Origin of the sequence: Pseudomonas sp. FSL R10-2964 (assembly GCF_009600035.1) — a bacterium.
GTDB lineage: Bacteria > Pseudomonadota > Gammaproteobacteria > Pseudomonadales > Pseudomonadaceae > Aquipseudomonas > Aquipseudomonas bubulae.
On record NZ_WIWH01000011.1, the window covers coordinates 61374 to 77535 of the forward strand.

16 protein-coding genes are annotated in these 16162 nt (G+C 58.8%); 10 read left to right on the forward strand and 6 right to left on the reverse strand.

What is annotated here, in order from left to right:
• Nucleotides 1–13: 13 nt before the first annotated feature.
• A complete protein-coding gene (locus GHN92_RS08310; protein WP_094999825.1) occupies nt 14–544 on the reverse strand; it encodes a 4-vinyl reductase in 531 nt (176 codons plus the stop codon).
• A gap of 178 nt (nt 545–722) precedes the next feature.
• On the reverse strand, nt 723–1700 hold the full coding sequence (locus tag GHN92_RS08315; RefSeq protein ID WP_094999824.1) for a dipeptidase: 978 nt from the start codon (nt 1698–1700) through the stop codon (nt 723–725).
• Between the two features lie 220 nt (nt 1701–1920).
• Here GHN92_RS08315 and GHN92_RS08320 point away from each other — a divergent pair, with 220 nt between their 5' ends.
• Together GHN92_RS08320 and GHN92_RS08325 are read left to right on the forward strand one after the other, a co-directional pair.
• On the forward strand, nt 1921–2322 hold the full coding sequence (locus GHN92_RS08320) for a lysozyme inhibitor LprI family protein (RefSeq protein WP_094999823.1): 402 nt from the start codon (nt 1921–1923) through the stop codon (nt 2320–2322).
• 28 nt (nt 2323–2350) lie between these two features.
• Nucleotides 2351–2767, forward strand: coding sequence for a DUF3010 family protein (locus GHN92_RS08325; protein ID WP_094999822.1), 417 nt, complete (start codon nt 2351–2353; stop codon nt 2765–2767).
• Here GHN92_RS08325 and GHN92_RS08330 read toward each other — a convergent pair.
• A complete protein-coding gene (locus GHN92_RS08330) occupies nt 2757–3704 on the reverse strand; it encodes a GlxA family transcriptional regulator (RefSeq protein ID WP_095019593.1) in 948 nt (315 codons plus the stop codon). The two genes, GHN92_RS08325 and GHN92_RS08330, sit on opposite strands and share 11 nt — an antisense overlap.
• A 165-nt stretch (nt 3705–3869) precedes the next feature.
• Between GHN92_RS08330 and choX the strand changes: the two genes are divergently transcribed.
• The 5 genes from choX to GHN92_RS08355 all read left to right on the forward strand — a co-directional run bounded on the left by choX (nt 3870) and on the right by GHN92_RS08355 (nt 7737).
• Complete coding sequence (gene choX / locus GHN92_RS08335; RefSeq protein WP_094999820.1) at nt 3870–4796, forward strand: choline ABC transporter substrate-binding protein; 927 nt, start codon at nt 3870–3872, stop codon at nt 4794–4796.
• A gap of 73 nt (nt 4797–4869) precedes the next feature.
• A complete protein-coding gene (locus GHN92_RS08340; RefSeq protein WP_094999819.1) occupies nt 4870–5757 on the forward strand; it encodes a 3-keto-5-aminohexanoate cleavage protein in 888 nt (295 codons plus the stop codon).
• A gap of 153 nt (nt 5758–5910) precedes the next feature.
• A complete protein-coding gene (locus tag GHN92_RS08345; protein WP_153379876.1) occupies nt 5911–6876 on the forward strand; it encodes an L-carnitine dehydrogenase in 966 nt (321 codons plus the stop codon).
• Nucleotides 6877–6895: 19 nt separating this feature from the next.
• Nucleotides 6896–7369, forward strand: a complete 474-nt coding sequence (locus GHN92_RS08350; RefSeq protein ID WP_094999817.1) for a thioesterase family protein — start codon at nt 6896–6898, stop codon at nt 7367–7369.
• A gap of 110 nt (nt 7370–7479) precedes the next feature.
• Nucleotides 7480–7737, forward strand: a complete 258-nt coding sequence (locus tag GHN92_RS08355; protein WP_094999816.1) for a hypothetical protein — start codon at nt 7480–7482, stop codon at nt 7735–7737.
• A 120-nt stretch (nt 7738–7857) separates the two neighbouring features.
• Here the strand turns inward: GHN92_RS08355 and GHN92_RS08360 are convergent, their stop codons facing one another.
• Nucleotides 7858–8961, reverse strand: coding sequence for a GlxA family transcriptional regulator (locus tag GHN92_RS08360; protein WP_088378748.1), 1104 nt, complete (start codon nt 8959–8961; stop codon nt 7858–7860).
• A gap of 363 nt (nt 8962–9324) precedes the next feature.
• The gene (locus tag GHN92_RS08365) at nt 9325–10701 is read right to left on the reverse strand and encodes an L-serine ammonia-lyase (RefSeq protein ID WP_095019591.1); all 1377 of its coding nucleotides are present in this window, start codon (nt 10699–10701) and stop codon (nt 9325–9327) included.
• Between the two features lie 359 nt (nt 10702–11060).
• Between GHN92_RS08365 and GHN92_RS08370 the strand changes: the two genes are divergently transcribed.
• The 3 genes from GHN92_RS08370 to choV all read left to right on the forward strand — a co-directional run bounded on the left by GHN92_RS08370 (nt 11061) and on the right by choV (nt 14097).
• Entirely contained in the window at nt 11061–12008 is a 948-nt protein-coding gene (locus GHN92_RS08370; RefSeq protein WP_153379878.1) for a choline ABC transporter substrate-binding protein, read from the forward strand.
• Between the two features lie 68 nt (nt 12009–12076).
• Nucleotides 12077–12922, forward strand: a complete 846-nt coding sequence (choW, locus tag GHN92_RS08375) for a choline ABC transporter permease subunit (protein WP_094999813.1) — start codon at nt 12077–12079, stop codon at nt 12920–12922.
• Nucleotides 12919–14097, forward strand: coding sequence for a choline ABC transporter ATP-binding protein (gene choV, locus GHN92_RS08380; protein ID WP_094999812.1), 1179 nt, complete (start codon nt 12919–12921; stop codon nt 14095–14097). The genes choW and choV overlap by 4 nt, the downstream gene beginning before the upstream one ends.
• Nucleotides 14098–14222: 125 nt before the next feature.
• Here the strand turns inward: choV and GHN92_RS08385 are convergent, their stop codons facing one another.
• Nucleotides 14223–16160: a BCCT family transporter gene (locus GHN92_RS08385; protein ID WP_232527653.1), complete on the reverse strand. Its 1938-nt coding sequence runs from the start codon at nt 16158–16160 to the stop codon at nt 14223–14225.
• Between the last annotated feature and the right edge of the window lie 2 nt (nt 16161–16162).

Genomic DNA, 16162 nt, shown 5'->3' on the forward strand with positions numbered 1-16162 from the left:
CCCGATCCTCGACTTACAACGGCTTGACGATAAACAGGCCGTGGTCGTGGCCTTCTTCCGATCCGCTATAAACCTGTTCTGCCACGGTGCGGATATTGCTGCCACGGGCGTGCAGAATCTGGTCCATGGCGCCGGCAAACCAGCCGGTGAACATGTAGTCGACCTTGCGCCCGACCTTGCCGTACACGTACACAAAGCAGGAGTGTTCCAGCTTGATGGTGGCAGTGCCTTTGTCGAGATCGATGTCCTGAATCTTGAACAGGCCCCAGCCGCGCTGGGACAGGCGTTTCATGTAGTGTTCGAACACCGCGACGCCTTCGATGCCGTGGCATTCGGCTTCTTTTTCGCACCAGTGCCAGGCGGATTTGTAGCCGGCCTTGTAAAGAATGTCGGCGTAGGTATCAGCGCCAAGGACTTCTTCAATGCCCATGTGGTTGTTGACGAAAAAGTGGCGCGGCACATAGAGCATCGGCAAGGCGTCGGAAGTCCAGACGCCGGTTTCGCTGTCGACTTCGATGGGTAATTGCGGGGCGATTTTGGCCATGGGTAGCGCTCCAAAAGATGATGAAGTCCCGTGCAGCTGTCGAAGGCTGCGTTCGAGCGCGAAGCGGTCGCAAAACCGCTCACTGCGCCCTGACAGGAAAAATGTGCAATATGGGTTTACGACTGCTTCGCAGCCGGACGCAGCCTTCGGCAGCTGCTACGCAACAAATACGGTGCGGTTACTCGCCCCAGACATCCTTGAGCACGTTGACCCAGTTCTCGCCCATGATCTTGCGCACCACGCGCTCGTTGTGGCCGCGCTTGAGCAGGGTTTCGGTCAGGTTGGGGAACTCGCCCACGGTGCGGATGCCCAGCGGGTTGATGATCTTGCCGAAGCTGGTCAGGCGGCGGGCGTAGCCCTTGTCGTGGGTCAGCATTTCGAAAAAGTCCTGACCGTGGCCCTGGGTAAAGTCAGTGCCGATACCGATCGAATCTTCGCCGACAATATTCATGGTGTATTCGATCGCTTCGGCGTAGTCGTCGATGGTCGAATCAATACCCTTGGCCAGAAACGGCGCGAACATGGTCACCCCGACAAAACCGCCATGGTCGGCAATGAACTTGAGCTCGGCGTCGGATTTGTTGCGTGGATGTTCCTTGAGGCCGGAAGGCAGGCAGTGGGAATAGCAGACCGGTTTTTTCGATTCCAGAATCACCTCTTCCGAGGTTTTCGAACCCACGTGGGACAGGTCGCACATGATCCCGACACGGTTCATTTCAGCCACTACTTCACGGCCAAACCCCGAGAGCCCGCCATCGCGTTCATAGCAGCCGGTGCCCACCAGGTTCTGGGTGTTGTAGCACATCTGCACCACGCCAACGCCGAGCTGCTTGAAGATCTCGATATAGCCCAACTGGTCTTCAAAGGCATGGGCATTCTGGAAGCCGAAGATGATCCCGGTCTTGCCCTGTTCCTTGGCGCGACGGATATCGGCAGTGGTCTTGACCGCAAGCACCAGGTCGCTGTTGTCGCGGATCAGGGTCTGGCTGGCGACGATGTTGTTGATCGTGGCCTGGAAGCCCTCCCATACCGACACAGTGCAGTTGGCAGCGGTGAGGCCGCCCTTGCGCATGTCTTCAAACAGTTCGCGGTTCCATTTGGCAATGATCAGCCCGTCGATAACGATACTGTCTGCGTGCAACTCGGTTGGGCTCATCAGGCGTCCCCTTATTGGCGTTTGCTGCGCCGAATCGTCTGCCGGCGCTATTGGGGCCAGCATAGGCCCGGGGTCAAAACCAGCCGGGTGCAAAAGCGACAGCGCAATTGCCGAAAGCGTCAACACGCGACAAAGCCGCCGACAGCAATGTCATGAGCTATCTGTTCTTTGGCTCACGCATAAGCCAGAATCGGCCCCAACTATGGATTAGGAAGCGGCAATGAAATCGATTCTCCTGGCCTTGGCATTGTTCACCGGCGGCGCTCATGCAGCTGAAAATGCCGACTACAACCCGTGCGACGCGGTAGAAAACGACCGCCAAACCCTGGCGTGCTCGGTGTTCAGCAAGAATGCTGCCGAACAATTGCTGAGCGAAAACTACGAAGCCCTGCAGGAACGCATGACTTCGCTGTACGGCAGTAACGCGACGCAACTCAATAACATCCTGAGCAAGATAAAGACCGCCCAGGCCCTGTGGTTGCACCAGCGCGACGCCGATTGCGCAATTGCCGTGTTCCCCGCCACCGCCGGCACCGAAGCGTTCAACATCGCCCAGAACGATTGCATGGCGCGTATCAGCGATGACCGTTCAGAGTTTCTGGAATCGATCGGGCAGGACTGATCTTCATATTGAATAAACCAGGGTTTTTATGACTATTTGCGGTATCGAGATCAAAGGCAGCGAAGCCATTTTTGCAATGGCAGCCCAAGGCGCCAATGGCCTTGAACACAGGGCCAATGCCACCAAGAAAATCGCCCTGGACGACGATGACGAGAGCGTCAACGTCAAAGCCTTCGCCATGCAAATAGCGGCCTTTGTGAAAGCCAACGGCATCACCCGCATTGCAATCAAGAAGCGCAGCAAAAAGGGTGAATTTGCCGGTGGCCCGACTACCTTCAAGATCGAGGGCATCATCCAGTTGCTGGACGATTGCGAGGTGCAGTTGCTGTCGCCACAGACCCTCAATGCGCAATACAAGAAACACGCCTTCGACTTGCCCGCCTCGCTGAACAAGTATCAGCATGAGGCCTACAAGGCGGCGTGTGCGGCGTTGCTCAAGGGTTAGTAGCGGCAACCCGATCCTGCCTCGGCGCACAGGTAAACCGCGCCCGGTAGCTGCGGGTGAAATACGACGGTGACTCAAAGCCGCAGGCAATGCTGATGTCCAGCACGCTCATGTCGGTCTGACGCAGCAGTTGCCGGGCCTTTTCCAGGCGCAGGCCCAGATAGAAGTTGCGCGGGGTGTCGTTCAGGTGCAAACGGAACAGACGCTCCAGCTGGCGCCGCGTAACGTTGATGCCAAGCGCCAGTTGCGCAGTGCTCAGTGGCGGCTCGCTGTGCTGTTCCATCTCGCCAATCACCTGCACCAATTTCTTGTTATGAATGCCATAACGGCTGGCGACCTGCATGCGCTGGTGGTCTTTGCGCTGACGGATACGGCCAAGCACGAATTGCTCGGACACCTGAATCGCCAACTCAGGCCCATAAGCCTGGGCTATCAGGTCGAGCATCAGGTCGATGGAGGCTGTACCGCCCGCACAGGTGATGCGCTGGCGGTCAATCTCAAACAGCTCTTGAGTCACATGCAGCCTGGGGTATGACTCCTTGAACGCTTCCAGCGCCTCCCAATGCAAGGTCAGGCGATAGCCGTCGAGCAAACCTGCCTGCGCCAGTACCACGCTACCCGTGTCGATGCCACCCAAAGTGACGCCGTCGTTGTCCAGGCGACGCAGCCACTGAATCAGCGCCGGGGTCACGTGGGTCAGCGGATCAAAGCCGGCCACCACCAACAACGTCGCCCCGGCTTCAAGTGCCTCAAACCCGCCTTCGGCATTGACCGACATACCGTTGCTCGCCAACACGGCGCCACCCCCGCAACTGAGCACATGCCAGCGGTACAGCTCACCGCGAAAACGGTTGGCCACCCGCAGCGGCTCGATGGCCGAAATAAAGCCCATTGAGGAAAAGCCGGGCAGCAGAAGGAAGTAGAAATCCTGGGCCATAGGGGGCGCTCTCACGTCGGTTCAGCGGATTGAACCACACTCAGGTCGCTGCAGTGCAAATCCACGTCGCCCCAGTGCGGTTGCGCAGCACGCCGCCTGCGTACCTTGGTATCACGGTGCACAAAGACGCCGATCCCCCAATAACAACCTGCCGAGGCCCTCCCCATGAAACGACTGATCAGCTGTTGCCTGCTGGTACTGAGCCCCTACGCGTTGGCGGCTGAAGATGCTTCGTGCAAGAACGTACGCATGGGCGTGGTCAATTGGACCGATGTAATCGCCACCAGCGCCATGGCGCAAACCCTGCTCGACGGTCTGGGCTATAAAACCAAACAGACCAGTGCCTCACAGCAAATTATTTTCGCCGGCCTGCGTGACAAGCGGCTGGACATGTTTCTGGGTTACTGGAACCCGATCATGAACCAGAGCATTACCCCGTTTGTGGACGCCAAACAGGTCACGGTACTGGCCGAACCGAGCCTTAAAGACGCCAAGGCCATGCTTGCCGTTCCAACCTATATGGCTGACAAGGGGCTCAAAAGCTTTGCTGACATTGCCACATTCGAGAAAGAACTGGGCGGCAGGATTTACGGGATCGAACCGGGCTCCGGCGCCAATACCCAGATCAAGGCCATGATCGAGAAAAACCAGTTTGGCCTGGGCAAGTTCCAGTTGGTGGAGTCCAGTGAAGCCGGCATGCTCTCGGCGGTGACCCGCGCAGTAAAACGCAATGAGCCGATTGTGTTCTTCGGCTGGACCCCACACCCGATGAATATTAATCAGGACATGACCTACCTGACGGGCAGTGAAGATGCCCTTGGCCCTGATGAAGGCCGGGCCACGGTGTGGACGGTCACTGCCCCGGACTACGCCAGCCGCTGCCCGAACGTCAGCCGTTTGCTCAGCAACCTGACCTTCAGCGCCGAAGACGAGAGCCGCATGATGCAGCCGCTGCTTGATCACAAGGATGCTCAAGCCTCAGCCCGGCAGTGGCTCAAGGACCACCCGCAAGACCAGCAGCGCTGGCTTGAAGGGGTGACCACGGTAGACGGCAAACCCGCTGCCGGGAACCTGAAACTCAGCGCTAAATAATTCAACACCGAGCCCGCCCTGCGCAGCCTGCAATGGCTGCGGTGTGGCGCTCTACGCCCCAAGGAAATGCCCCATGAACCACGACGTCATCATCACCTGCGCACTCACCGGTGCCGGCGACACCAGCGGCCGCAGCCCTTTGGTACCGGTCACCCCCAAGCAAATTGCCGAAGCTGCCGTGGAAGCGGCCAAGGCCGGAGCCACAGTAGTGCATTGCCATGTACGCGACCCGAAAACCGGGCAGTTCAGCCGCGATGTAGCGCTGTACCGCGAACTGATGGAGCGCATCCGCGAGGCGGACATCGACATCATCGTCAACCTCACGGCCGGGATGGGGGGGGACTTGCATATCGGCCCGGGTGAGAACCCGATGGAGTTTGGTCCCAACACCGACCTGGTCGGCCCGCTGACCCGTCTGGCTCACGTCGAGGAGCTGTTGCCGGAAATTTGCACCCTGGACTGCGGCACCCTGAACTTTGGCGACGGCGACACGATTTACGTGTCCACCCCGGCACAGCTGCGAGCGGGCGCCAAGCGCATCCAGGAACTTGGCGTTAAAGCCGAACTGGAAATTTTCGACACCGGCCATTTGTGGTTCGCCAAACAGATGATCAAGGAAGGCCTGCTGGATGACCCGCTGTTTCAACTATGCCTGGGTATCCCGTGGGGCGCTCCGGCAGACACCACCAGCATGAAAGCCATGGTCGACAATTTGCCGCCTGATGCGGTGTGGGCCGGTTTCGGCATTGGTCGCATGCAAATGCCGATGGCCGCGCAGGCGGTGCTGCTGGGCGGCAACGTGCGGGTCGGGCTTGAGGACAATTTATGGCTGGACCGAGGAGTGCTGGCCACCAACGGGCAACTGGTGGAGCGCGCCACAGAGATCCTCAGCCGCCTGGGCGCACGGGTGCTGAGCCCGGCTGAAGGCAGGGTGAAGATGGGCCTTAAAGAACGCCGCTAAGCAACTACGCAGCAGCATTGCCTGTGGGAGCGAGCCTGCTCGCGAAGGTCGTCAACGATAACGCCTGTTGACTGAGTTATCGCGGTGCCCTTGGAGCCTTCGCGAGCAGGCTCGCTCCCACACAATCTCATTATTGTTATCCAGGAGCACGCCATGACCTTTATCACCGAGATTAAAACCTTCGCCGCCCTGGGCAGCGGTGTCATTGGCAGCGGCTGGGTTGCTCGCGCCCTCGCCCACGGCCTGGACGTGGTGGCCTGGGACCCGGTCCCCGGTGCCGAAGCGGCCCTGCGCAAACGCGTCGCCAAAGCCTGGCCCGCACTGGAAAAAAGCGGCCTTGCTGAAGGCGCATCCCAACACCGGCTGCGGTTTGTCAGCACCATTGATGAATGCGTGCGCGATGCCGATTTTATTCAGGAAAGCGCCCCGGAGCGGCTCGACCTGAAGCTTGAACTGCACAGCAAAATCAGCGCCGCCGCCAAACCCGATGCATTGATCGGCTCCAGCACCTCGGGCCTGCTGCCCAGCGAATTTTATGAAACCTCCACACACCCCGAGCGCTGCATTGTCGGGCACCCGTTCAACCCGGTTTACCTGTTGCCATTGGTCGAGGTGGTGGGCGGGCAAAAAACCGCTCCCGAGGCCATTCAGGCGGCAATCAAGGTTTATCAATCCCTGGGCATGCGCCCCCTGCATGTGCGCAAGGAAGTGCCCGGGTTTATTGCCGACCGTCTGCTCGAAGCCTTGTGGCGCGAGGCGCTGCACCTGGTCAATGACGGGGTGGCCAGCACCGGTGAAATTGACGACGCCATTCGCTTTGGCGCAGGGTTGCGCTGGTCGTTCATGGGTACCTTTTTGACCTACACCCTGGCCGGTGGCGATGCCGGAATGCGACATTTCATGAACCAGTTCGGCCCGGCGCTGCAACTGCCGTGGACGTATTTGCCCGCTCCGGAACTGAGCGAAAAACTGATCGACGATGTGGTGGAAGGCACCACTGAACAACTCGGCCAGCACAGCATTGCCGCGCTGGAAAGCTATCGGGATGACTGCCTGCTGGCGGTGATGGAAGCGGTGAACGCAACCAGACTCAAACATGGCATGACCATCAACGACTGATCGAACCGCGAGGTACAGCATGCCCACCCTCACCACCTACACCACGCCCATTCTTGAAGAATGGGTCGATTACAACGGCCACTTGCGCGACGCCTTTTATCTGCTGATTTTCAGCTACGCCACGGATGCCCTGATGGACCGCCTGGGGCTGGACAGCCAGGGCCGCGAAGCCAGCGGTCATTCACTGTTCACCCTGGAGGTGCATCTTAATTACCTGCACGAGGTGAAGCTCGGCGCCCACGTTGAAGTGCGTACCCAGCTCATCGGCCACGACAAAAAACGCCTGCATGTCTATCACAGCCTGCACCTGGCAGGTGATGGGCGAGCCCTCGCGGGCAATGAGCAAATGCTGCTGCACGTGGACTTGGCAGGCCCGCGTTCCGCACCCTTTGGCGAGCACACGCTGGCCGTATTGCAGGCCATCGGGGAGCAACAGCGTGATCTGCCGAGACCCGAGTATGTGAGTCGGGTGATTGCCTTGCCTGTGCCTTAAAACGACCTGTTCTTAGGCATATCAGACATATCACCAAACCGCCCTTGCCCACTGGCTAAAGCCCTACCAGAATCAGACTTCGATCGCGCTTTGTAGAAGGATAAAAAGTCATGATGCACGCGGATTTGATTGATGAGCAGGATCTGGTTGGCCAACTGCGCTCGCTGGGCTTTGAAGTGTCAGGTACGGCGGAGCAGGCCTGCACAACGGCAGTCTGTGGGCTGAACGAGACCAATGCCCGCGCCCTCAAGGGGTTGGTCGAAAAGCTCTACACCGGCAGCGCAACCATTTTGCCTGCAGTGCGCGAGGCCATTGACCGGCAGTTGCTGCCGGGCTTGGCGCAGTTCAAGCAGAGCAAGGTCGGGTAAGGCAAAAGCGTCCTCACCCTAGCCCTCTCCCGAAGGGAGGGGGACTAAAAGCAAAAGCAGTTTTGCGCCTCGATACAGATCAAGCGCCCTCCCCACCCCGGGTGAGGGCGCTTTTGATTGTTAAATCCTCACACTGGCAAACGTCGACTCATTGCGCGCCTGATTCAACGCCGACATCGGCCCGGCCAGCGGCGCCAGCAACAGGGACTGCGGGATCTGCACCAGGGTGGTCTGCTGCGCAGTGTTGGAACCCACCCGCTCATCCCGTGGCGGAATGCCGAAGTATTCGCGGTAGCACTTGGAAAAATGCGGCGTGGACACAAATCCGCACACCGCCGCCACTTCAATAATCGACATCGGTGTTTGCTTGAGCAACTGCCGCGCGCGCACCAGCCGCAACTTCAGGTAATAGCGCGACGGCGAACAATGCAGGTACTTCTGGAACAAGCGCTCGAGCTGGCGCCGCGACACAGTCACATACACCGCCAGCTCATCAAGGTCGATGGGCTCTTCGAGGTTGGCTTCCATCAACGCGACGATTTCCTGCAGCTTGGGCTGGTTGGTGCCGAGCATGTGCTTGAGCGGCACGCGCTGGTGGTCCTGCTCGTTGCGGATACGTTCATACACAAACATTTCCGAAATCGCCGCCGACAGTTCACGGCCATGATCGCGGCTGATCAGGTGCAGCATCATGTCCAGCGGTGCCGTGCCGCCCGAGCTGGTAAAACGGCTGCGGTCGAGGGTAAACAACCGCGTGCTCATGGCCACGCGCGGAAAGGCTTCCTGCATCGAGGCCAGGCATTCCCAGTGCACGCTGCAATCAAAACCGTCGAGCAAGCCGGCATAGGCCAGGGCCCAGCTGCCGGTGCACACGGCACCCAGGCGACGGGACTGGCGCGCCTGACTCTGCAACCAGGACACATGCTCACGGGTCACGGTGCGCTGAATGCCGATACCACCACACACGATGACCATGTCCAGCGCCGGAGCCTTGTGCATGCTGGCGTCGGGGGTCACCTGCAGACCGTCACTGGCCCAGACCTGACTGCCATCGGCGCTGAGGGTGCTCCAGCGATACAACTCACGGCCCGACAACTGGTTGGCCATGCGCAAAGGTTCTATCGCGGAAGCCAGGGAAATGAGCGTGAAATTGTCCAGCAGCAGAAAGCCGATGGATTGAGGCGTACGGTTCTGGGGTTGGACCCCGGAGTTGAACGACGTCATCGCGGTATCTCCTCACACAAAGCGGGTGATGGCCTCAGGCACAGGCTCTTGTTATTACCCTCGTTTCACGGGGCTTTGAAATGACAACGCAAATGCCATGCCTAAACTTGAATGGCTATTCAACAAAGCCTGAAAACGACGTCGCAATGTGTCTGGCAGGGTGATGGGAAATGACGGTTAAACACGGATACACAGGTGCTGACCGAGGCTGTTGAGCACATCGGTAGCACTTGTGGGAAGGGTGTAGGAGCTGCTCGGTTACAGAATGTCACCGAAAGTACGAGTGCGCCAAAACGGGTCGGTGTGCGCTGAAAAAGCGCCGAGGCTGTAGGAGCAAGCCCGCTCCCAGAGGTGTTTGGGGGCTCAACATTCCACCGCACTGACTGCCAGGCCGCCGCGCGAGGTTTCCTTGTATTTGTCGTGCATGTCGGCACCGGTGTCGCGCATGGTGCGGATCACCCGGTCCAGGGAAATAAAGTGCTGGCCGTCACCGCGCAAGGCCATCTGCGCCGCATTGATCGCCTTGACTGCGGCAATCGCGTTGCGCTCGATGCAGGGTACTTGAACCAACCCGCCCACCGGGTCACAGGTCAGGCCCAGGTTATGCTCCAGACCAATTTCAGCGGCGTTGCACAGTTGCTCCGGGGTGGCGCCGAGGATTTGCGCCAGCCCGGCGGCCGCCATCGCGCAGGCCGAGCCGACTTCGCCCTGGCAGCCCACTTCAGCCCCGGAAATCGACGCATTCTTTTTGCACAAAATGCCGATCGCCGCGGCGCTCAGCAGGTAGTCGACCACATGCGCTTCGCTGACTTCATCGCTGAATTTCATAAAGTAGTGCAACACTGCCGGGATGATCCCTGCCGCACCATTGGTGGGCGCCGTGACCATGCGCCCGCCGGCTGCGTTTTCTTCGTTGACCGCCAGGGCGAACAGGTTGACCCATTCCATCGCGCTCAGGGTCGAGCCGATCACATTGGGCTTGCCCAGCTCCAGCAGGCTGCGGTGCAGGCGCGCAGCACGCCGACGTACATTGAGGCCGCCGGGCAGGATGCCTTCATGTTTCAGGCCTTGCTCCACGCAGTCCTGCATGGCGCGCCAAAGTTTGATCAGACCGCAGCGGATTTCATCTTCGCTGCGCCAGATGCGTTCGTTGGCCATCATCAATGCCGCCACGCTCAGGTGATGTGTGCGGCACAGGTCCAGCAGTTCGACGGCACTATTAAAATCGTAAGGCAGCTCGGTGCGATCCATGTCCAATACGCCACTGGCCGCTTGCGCCGCATCCACTACAAAGCCACCGCCAACCGAGTAATAAGTATCGCCATGCAATATGCCGTGTCCGCTGTGCGCTACCAGGGTCATGGCATTGGGATGAAATGCCAGGTTCTCGTCTATCAGGCGCATATCCTGCGCCCAGTCGAACGGAATCGGTACATGGCCGTCGAGTAACAGGGTGCGGCTTTCGCGCAGCTGCGCGATACGCGAACCAATGCAGGACGGATCAATCGCATCCGGCCATTCCCCCATCAAACCCATGATGACCGCGTTGTCACTGCCATGACCGATACCGGTGGCCGACAGCGAGCCATAGAGCTGCACTTCGATACGGCTTACCTGTTGCAGTTGATCGCGTTCACGCAAGCCCTGCACAAACAGCGCCGCCGCCCGCATCGGGCCCACGGTGTGGGAACTGGAAGGGCCGATACCGATCTTGAACAGGTCAAACACGCTGATAGCCATGAGCACGAACCTCGGGGGTGAATGCCTTGCATCATGGGGTGTTTGCAGTCGGCAAAAACGTCCAGCTACGACCCGCCTTTGCCTGCCAGCGCCCCCGACGTTTTATAGGGCGCAGAGGTATGAAAAAGACAGTTTTCAAGCCTCATTCGTCCAGATACGACCTCGCAGGTACTAGATACGACCCTGCCTGTACTGGATGCGACGCCCCCTGTAGGCGTTTGATTTTCGCTGTTACATGATCGGTTCTGACTCGATTGCAAGATGCGCTGGCAACACGCCTGCCGGGCATCGCCCGACCGCAACTGATATGTGCGGCTTTTCGATCGAAAACCGCAACCCGGACACACAGGAGTCGCTCCATGACACATTCCTCATCGTTGTTGCTGGCTGCATTGCTGAGTCTGCCCGTCATCGCCCAGGCAGCAGAACCGGCGCAACGCAGTACCGTCAATTTTTCGGATGTCGGCTGGACCGACATCACCGTCACCACCGCCGTTACCAGCGAAGTGCTCAAGGGCCTGGGCTACAAAACCAAAACCACCATGATTTCCGTGCCGGTTACCTACAAGTCGCTGGCCGATGGCAAGAACATGGACGTGTTTCTCGGCAACTGGATGCCGACCATGGAAAACGACATCAAGGCCTACCGCGACGCGGGCACCGTCGAGACAGTGCGCGCCAACCTGGAGAACGCTAAATACACCCTCGCCGTACCCGAAGCTCTCTATGAGAAGGGCCTCAAGGACTTCTCCGACCTGCCCAAATTCAGCAAGGAACTGGACGGCAAGATCTACGGCATCGAGCCGGGCAACGACGGCAACCGCATGATCCAGACCATGATCGACAAAAACGCCTTCGGCCTGAAGGACGCCGGCTTCAAGGTGGTGGAATCCAGCGAGGCGGGGATGCTGTCGCAGGTTGACCGCGCCCAGCGTCGTGGCACCGACGTGGTGTTCCTGGGCTGGGAACCCCACCCGATGAACACTCGCTTCAAAATGAAATACCTCACCGGTGGCGATGAGTTCTTCGGCCCCAACTATGGTCAGGCGACCATCTACACCAACACCCGCAAGGGCTACACCGAAGAATGCAGCAACGTGGGTCAGTTACTGAAGAATCTGGTGTTTACCCTGGACATGGAGAGCACCCTGATGGGCAAGGTGCTGGACGACAAGATCAAACCCGACGCGGCCGCCAAAGCCTGGCTCAAACAAAACCCGCAAGTGCTTGAAAGCTGGCTCGCGGGTGTTACCACGGTGGATGGCAAACCCGGGCTTGAGGCCGTTAAAGCCAGCCTTGCGAAGTAATCGCGGGCGTCGGGCGGCAACTGCGCCCGGCTCCGTTTCAATTCCCCTGCATGCGGACGTTCACTACCATGCTGATTGATCAAAAAATCCCTCTGGGCGATTACATTGCAAACTTCGTCGACTGGCTGACCCAGCACGGCGCCAGCACCTTCGATGCCATCGCCAGCACGCTGGAAGCCATGATCCACGCTGTGACCTTTGCCCTGACCTGGTTCAATCCCTTTGTGTTTATCGGGCTGATTGCACTGTTTGCCCACTTTATCCAGCGCAAGTGGGGGCTCACGGTTTTTGTGGCGCTGTCGTTTCTGCTGATCCTTAACCTGGGGTATTGGCAAGAAACCATGGAAACCCTGGCCCAGGTGCTGTTCGCTACATTTGTATGCGTGATCATCGGCGTGCCGCTAGGAATTCTCGCGGCGCACAAACCCATGTTCTACACCTTTATGCGTCCTGTTCTCGACCTGATGCAGACCGTTCCTACCTTCGTTTACCTGATCCCGACCCTGACCCTGTTCGGGCTGGGCGTGGTGCCGGGGCTGATTTCCACAGTGGTATTTGCCATTGCCGCGCCGATCCGCCTGACTTACCTGGGCATCCGCGATGTCCCCCATGAGTTGCTTGATGCGGGCAAGGCCTTTGGCTGCTCCCGTCGCCAGTTGCTCACCCGTATCGAGCTTCCCCACGCCATGCCGAGCATCGCCGCCGGGATTACCCAATGCATCATGCTGTCATTGTCGATGGTGGTGATCGCCGCCCTGGTGGGTGCCGATGGTCTGGGCAAACCGGTGGTCAATGCCCTCAACACTGCCGATATCGCCTTGGGCTTTGAAGCCGGGCTGGCGATCGTGCTGCTGGCCATCATGCTCGACCGTATCTGCAAGCAGCCGGACGCCAAAGCAGGAGCCGACGCATGAGTATTATCCGTTTCGATAATGTTGACGTGATCTTCGCCAAAGACCCCCGCGCAGCACTCGGCCTTCTGGACCAGGGCTTGTCGCGGGATCAGATCCTGAAAAAAACCGGGCAGATTGTTGGCGTCGAAAAGGCCAGCCTGGACATCGAAAAAGGTGAAATCTGCGTACTGATGGGTTTGTCAGGCTCGGGAAAATCCAGCTTGCTGCGCTGCATCAACGGGCTCAATACGGTCAGTCGCGGCCAGTTGTATGTAGAGCACGAAGGCAAGCAGATAGACATTGCCTCGTGCACCCCTGCCGAACTGAAGATGATGCGCACCAAGCGCATCGCCATGGTGTTTCAGAAATTCGCCCTGATGCCCTGGCTGACGGTGCGCGAAAACATCAGCTTCGGGCTGGAGATGCAGGGCCGTCCCGAAAAGGAACGCCGCACCCTGGTGGATGAAAAACTTGAGCTGGTGGGTCTGACCCAATGGCGCAATAAAAAGCCCGATGAGTTGAGCGGCGGCATGCAGCAGCGGGTTGGCCTGGCGCGGGCACTGGCGATGGACGCCGATATCCTGCTGATGGACGAACCCTTTTCGGCACTTGACCCGTTGATCCGCCAGGGCTTGCAGGATGAGCTGCTGGAACTGCAACACAAGCTGAACAAGACCATTGTGTTTGTCAGCCATGACCTGGACGAAGCTCTCAAGCTGGGCAGCCGCATTGCGATCATGAAAGACGGCAAGATCGTGCAGTACAGCAAGCCTGAAGAAATCGTGCTCAACCCCGCCGATGACTATGTACGCACCTTTGTTGCCCATACCAACCCGCTCAACGTGCTGTGCGGACGCAGCCTGATGCGCACACTGGACAACTGCAAACGCATCAATGGCTCGGTGTGCATCGACCCGGGGGATGACTCGTGGATTGATCTGGCGGAGGGCAACACCATAAAAGGCGTGCGCCAGGGTGCTGCTGTGGTGGACCTGCAACACTGGAAAAGCGGTCAGGCAGTAGAAGGCCTGGGGCGTGGGCCAACCCTGGTGGACAGTGGCATCGGCATGCGCGATGCACTACAGATCCGTTACCAGACCGGCAACAAACTGGTGCTGCACGACGATCACAAAGTGGTAGGGATACTGGGGGATACAGAGCTGTATCACGCGCTGCTGGGCAAGAATCTGGGGTAGGCATTACCCTCACCCCAACCCTCTCCCGGAGGGAGAGGGAGCTGACTTGTGGAGATAGTGAGTCAGCATGCAGTCAGTCCCCTCTCCCTCCGGGAGAGGGTTAGGGTGAGGGGCTTTTGCAGTTCTTAGCTATATACGCGGCCAAGGAGTTGGCGATGGCTTTCAAACTGATCGAGCACGTCACGGCTGATCTGCTCCTGGGTGAAGCCCATCAAGTCGTACTCCTGGTTACCGTTGTGCAAGTACACCTCAGCGCGGTAATAACGGCTGCGCACTTCGTCTTCACCCGACTCGCTCGGTGCGGCCAGGTAGCCATCCAGGCTGACTTCGTAGACAAACGGGTTACCTTCTTCCATTTCAACCCGCACGCCCATGCAACGCTTGGCGCTGCCCAGCAGGGTCTGCACATCAAGCCCCTGACTACGCAATTGTACCGCCGCATCTTCCAGTGCCGGGGTCACGTGTTTGTCCATAAAACGCTGCACCACGGCTTGAGTCGGCTGCAGGTCCTGTGCAGTCAGCCGCTCGCTGAAACCACGACGGCCACGGGCAGCCAGCTCGGCTTGTTCCTGTTCAACCAGAGTATCCTGGCGCATCGCCTTGTGCAGGCCAAACATAAACAGGATCAATACCACCGAAAACGGCAAACCGGCCAGTACCACCATGGTTTGCATCGCCGCAAAGTTACCGGCAAACAGCAGGCCGATAGTCACCAGCGTGATTACCGCCGACCAGAAGATCCGCAGCCAGTGCGGCGCATCTTCGTCCACATCACCGCCTTTGCACGACAGGTTGGCCATCATCACCGCGCCGGAGTCGGCCGGGGTCAGGAACAGCACAAAGCCGACAAAGATCGAGACACCGATAACAACTTTCGACGCAGGGTAATGCTCAAGCAGTTGATAAATCGCCATCGACGGCTGCTCAAGCGCCGTTTTACCCAGCTCCACGGCACCGTGGTTAACCACCAGGTCCAGCGCCGAGTTACCGAAGATCGACAACCAGGCCAAAGTGAAGCCCAACGGAATCAACAGCACGCCCGCCACCAGTTCACGCACCGTGCGACCACGGGAAATACGCGCGATAAACATCCCGACAAATGGGGCCCAGGAAATCCACCAGGCCCAGTAGAACAGAGTCCACAGGCCCAGCCAGCCTTCGGTTTTCCTGCTGTCGCCTTCGTACACGTACAGGTCGAAGGTTTTCATCACGATACCGTTGAGGTAGTCGCCGGTGTTTTGCACAAAACCGTTGAGCAGATGCAGGGTCGGACCGAACAGCAGCACGAAAATCAGCAGGCCACTGAACAGGATAATGTTCAGGTTGGACAGTCGGCGGATGCCGTTCTCAACGCCCGAGACTGCAGCAATGGTCGCCACGGTGCTCATCACGATGATCACGATCAACAGGTTGGTGTTGCTGTGTTCCATGCCGAACAGGTTCTCAAGCCCCGACGACACCTGCATCGAACCAATGCCCAGGTTGGTCACCAGGCCCAGCAGCGTCACGAACATACCGAAGCCGTCCACCGCATGGCCCGCAGCACCTTTGACCCAGCGCTCGCCCATCAACGGATACAGCGCCGAACGCAACGCCAGCGGCTGGTTGTGACGGTAGGCAAAATAGGCCACGGCCAGACCGACCAGCGCGTAAATCGCCCAGCCATGCAGGCCCCAGTGCAGGAAAGTCAGTTGCAACGCCTGGCGCGCTGCTTCATGGCTGCCCGACACGCCTTCAGGCGGGTTGAAGTAGTGATCCAGCGGTTCGGATGCGCCGAAGTACAGCAGCGAAATACCGATACCGGACGAGAACAGCATCCCGGCCCAGGCGCCATAGCTGAAATCCGGGGTGTCCTGTTTCGTTCCCAGTTTCAATTTTCCGTAGGACGAAAACGCCAACCCGACCACAAAGATCAGATAAGCAGCGATGACTACCATGTAGTACCAGCCGAAGCTGCGCGACAGCCATTCCTGGGCCACACCCAGGATACGGCCCGCTTCTTCGGGGGCAATGATCAGGATGGCAGTCAGCAAAAGTATCAAGGCAGTGGAGGTGTAAAACACCC

What these genes read in the sequence shown, in the direction of transcription:
- GHN92_RS08330 (WP_095019593.1), bottom strand. Translation starts at nt 3,704, where the DNA reads ATGGCCCAGGATTTCTACTTCCTTCTGCTGCCCGGCTTTTCCTCAATG.
- GHN92_RS08345 (WP_153379876.1), top strand. Translation starts at nt 5,911, where the DNA reads ATGACCTTTATCACCGAGATTAAAACCTTCGCCGCCCTGGGCAGCGGT.
- GHN92_RS08340 (WP_094999819.1), top strand. Translation starts at nt 4,870, where the DNA reads ATGAACCACGACGTCATCATCACCTGCGCACTCACCGGTGCCGGCGAC.
- choW (WP_094999813.1), top strand. Translation starts at nt 12,077, where the DNA reads ATGCTGATTGATCAAAAAATCCCTCTGGGCGATTACATTGCAAACTTC.
- GHN92_RS08315 (WP_094999824.1), bottom strand. Translation starts at nt 1,700, where the DNA reads ATGAGCCCAACCGAGTTGCACGCAGACAGTATCGTTATCGACGGGCTG.
- GHN92_RS08325 (WP_094999822.1), top strand. Translation starts at nt 2,351, where the DNA reads ATGACTATTTGCGGTATCGAGATCAAAGGCAGCGAAGCCATTTTTGCA.
- GHN92_RS08370 (WP_153379878.1), top strand. Translation starts at nt 11,061, where the DNA reads ATGACACATTCCTCATCGTTGTTGCTGGCTGCATTGCTGAGTCTGCCC.
- GHN92_RS08310 (WP_094999825.1), bottom strand. Translation starts at nt 544, where the DNA reads ATGGCCAAAATCGCCCCGCAATTACCCATCGAAGTCGACAGCGAAACC.
- choV (WP_094999812.1), top strand. Translation starts at nt 12,919, where the DNA reads ATGAGTATTATCCGTTTCGATAATGTTGACGTGATCTTCGCCAAAGAC.
- GHN92_RS08355 (WP_094999816.1), top strand. Translation starts at nt 7,480, where the DNA reads ATGATGCACGCGGATTTGATTGATGAGCAGGATCTGGTTGGCCAACTG.
- GHN92_RS08320 (WP_094999823.1), top strand. Translation starts at nt 1,921, where the DNA reads ATGAAATCGATTCTCCTGGCCTTGGCATTGTTCACCGGCGGCGCTCAT.
- GHN92_RS08350 (WP_094999817.1), top strand. Translation starts at nt 6,896, where the DNA reads ATGCCCACCCTCACCACCTACACCACGCCCATTCTTGAAGAATGGGTC.
- choX (WP_094999820.1), top strand. Translation starts at nt 3,870, where the DNA reads ATGAAACGACTGATCAGCTGTTGCCTGCTGGTACTGAGCCCCTACGCG.
- GHN92_RS08360 (WP_088378748.1), bottom strand. Translation starts at nt 8,961, where the DNA reads ATGACGTCGTTCAACTCCGGGGTCCAACCCCAGAACCGTACGCCTCAA.
- GHN92_RS08365 (WP_095019591.1), bottom strand. Translation starts at nt 10,701, where the DNA reads ATGGCTATCAGCGTGTTTGACCTGTTCAAGATCGGTATCGGCCCTTCC.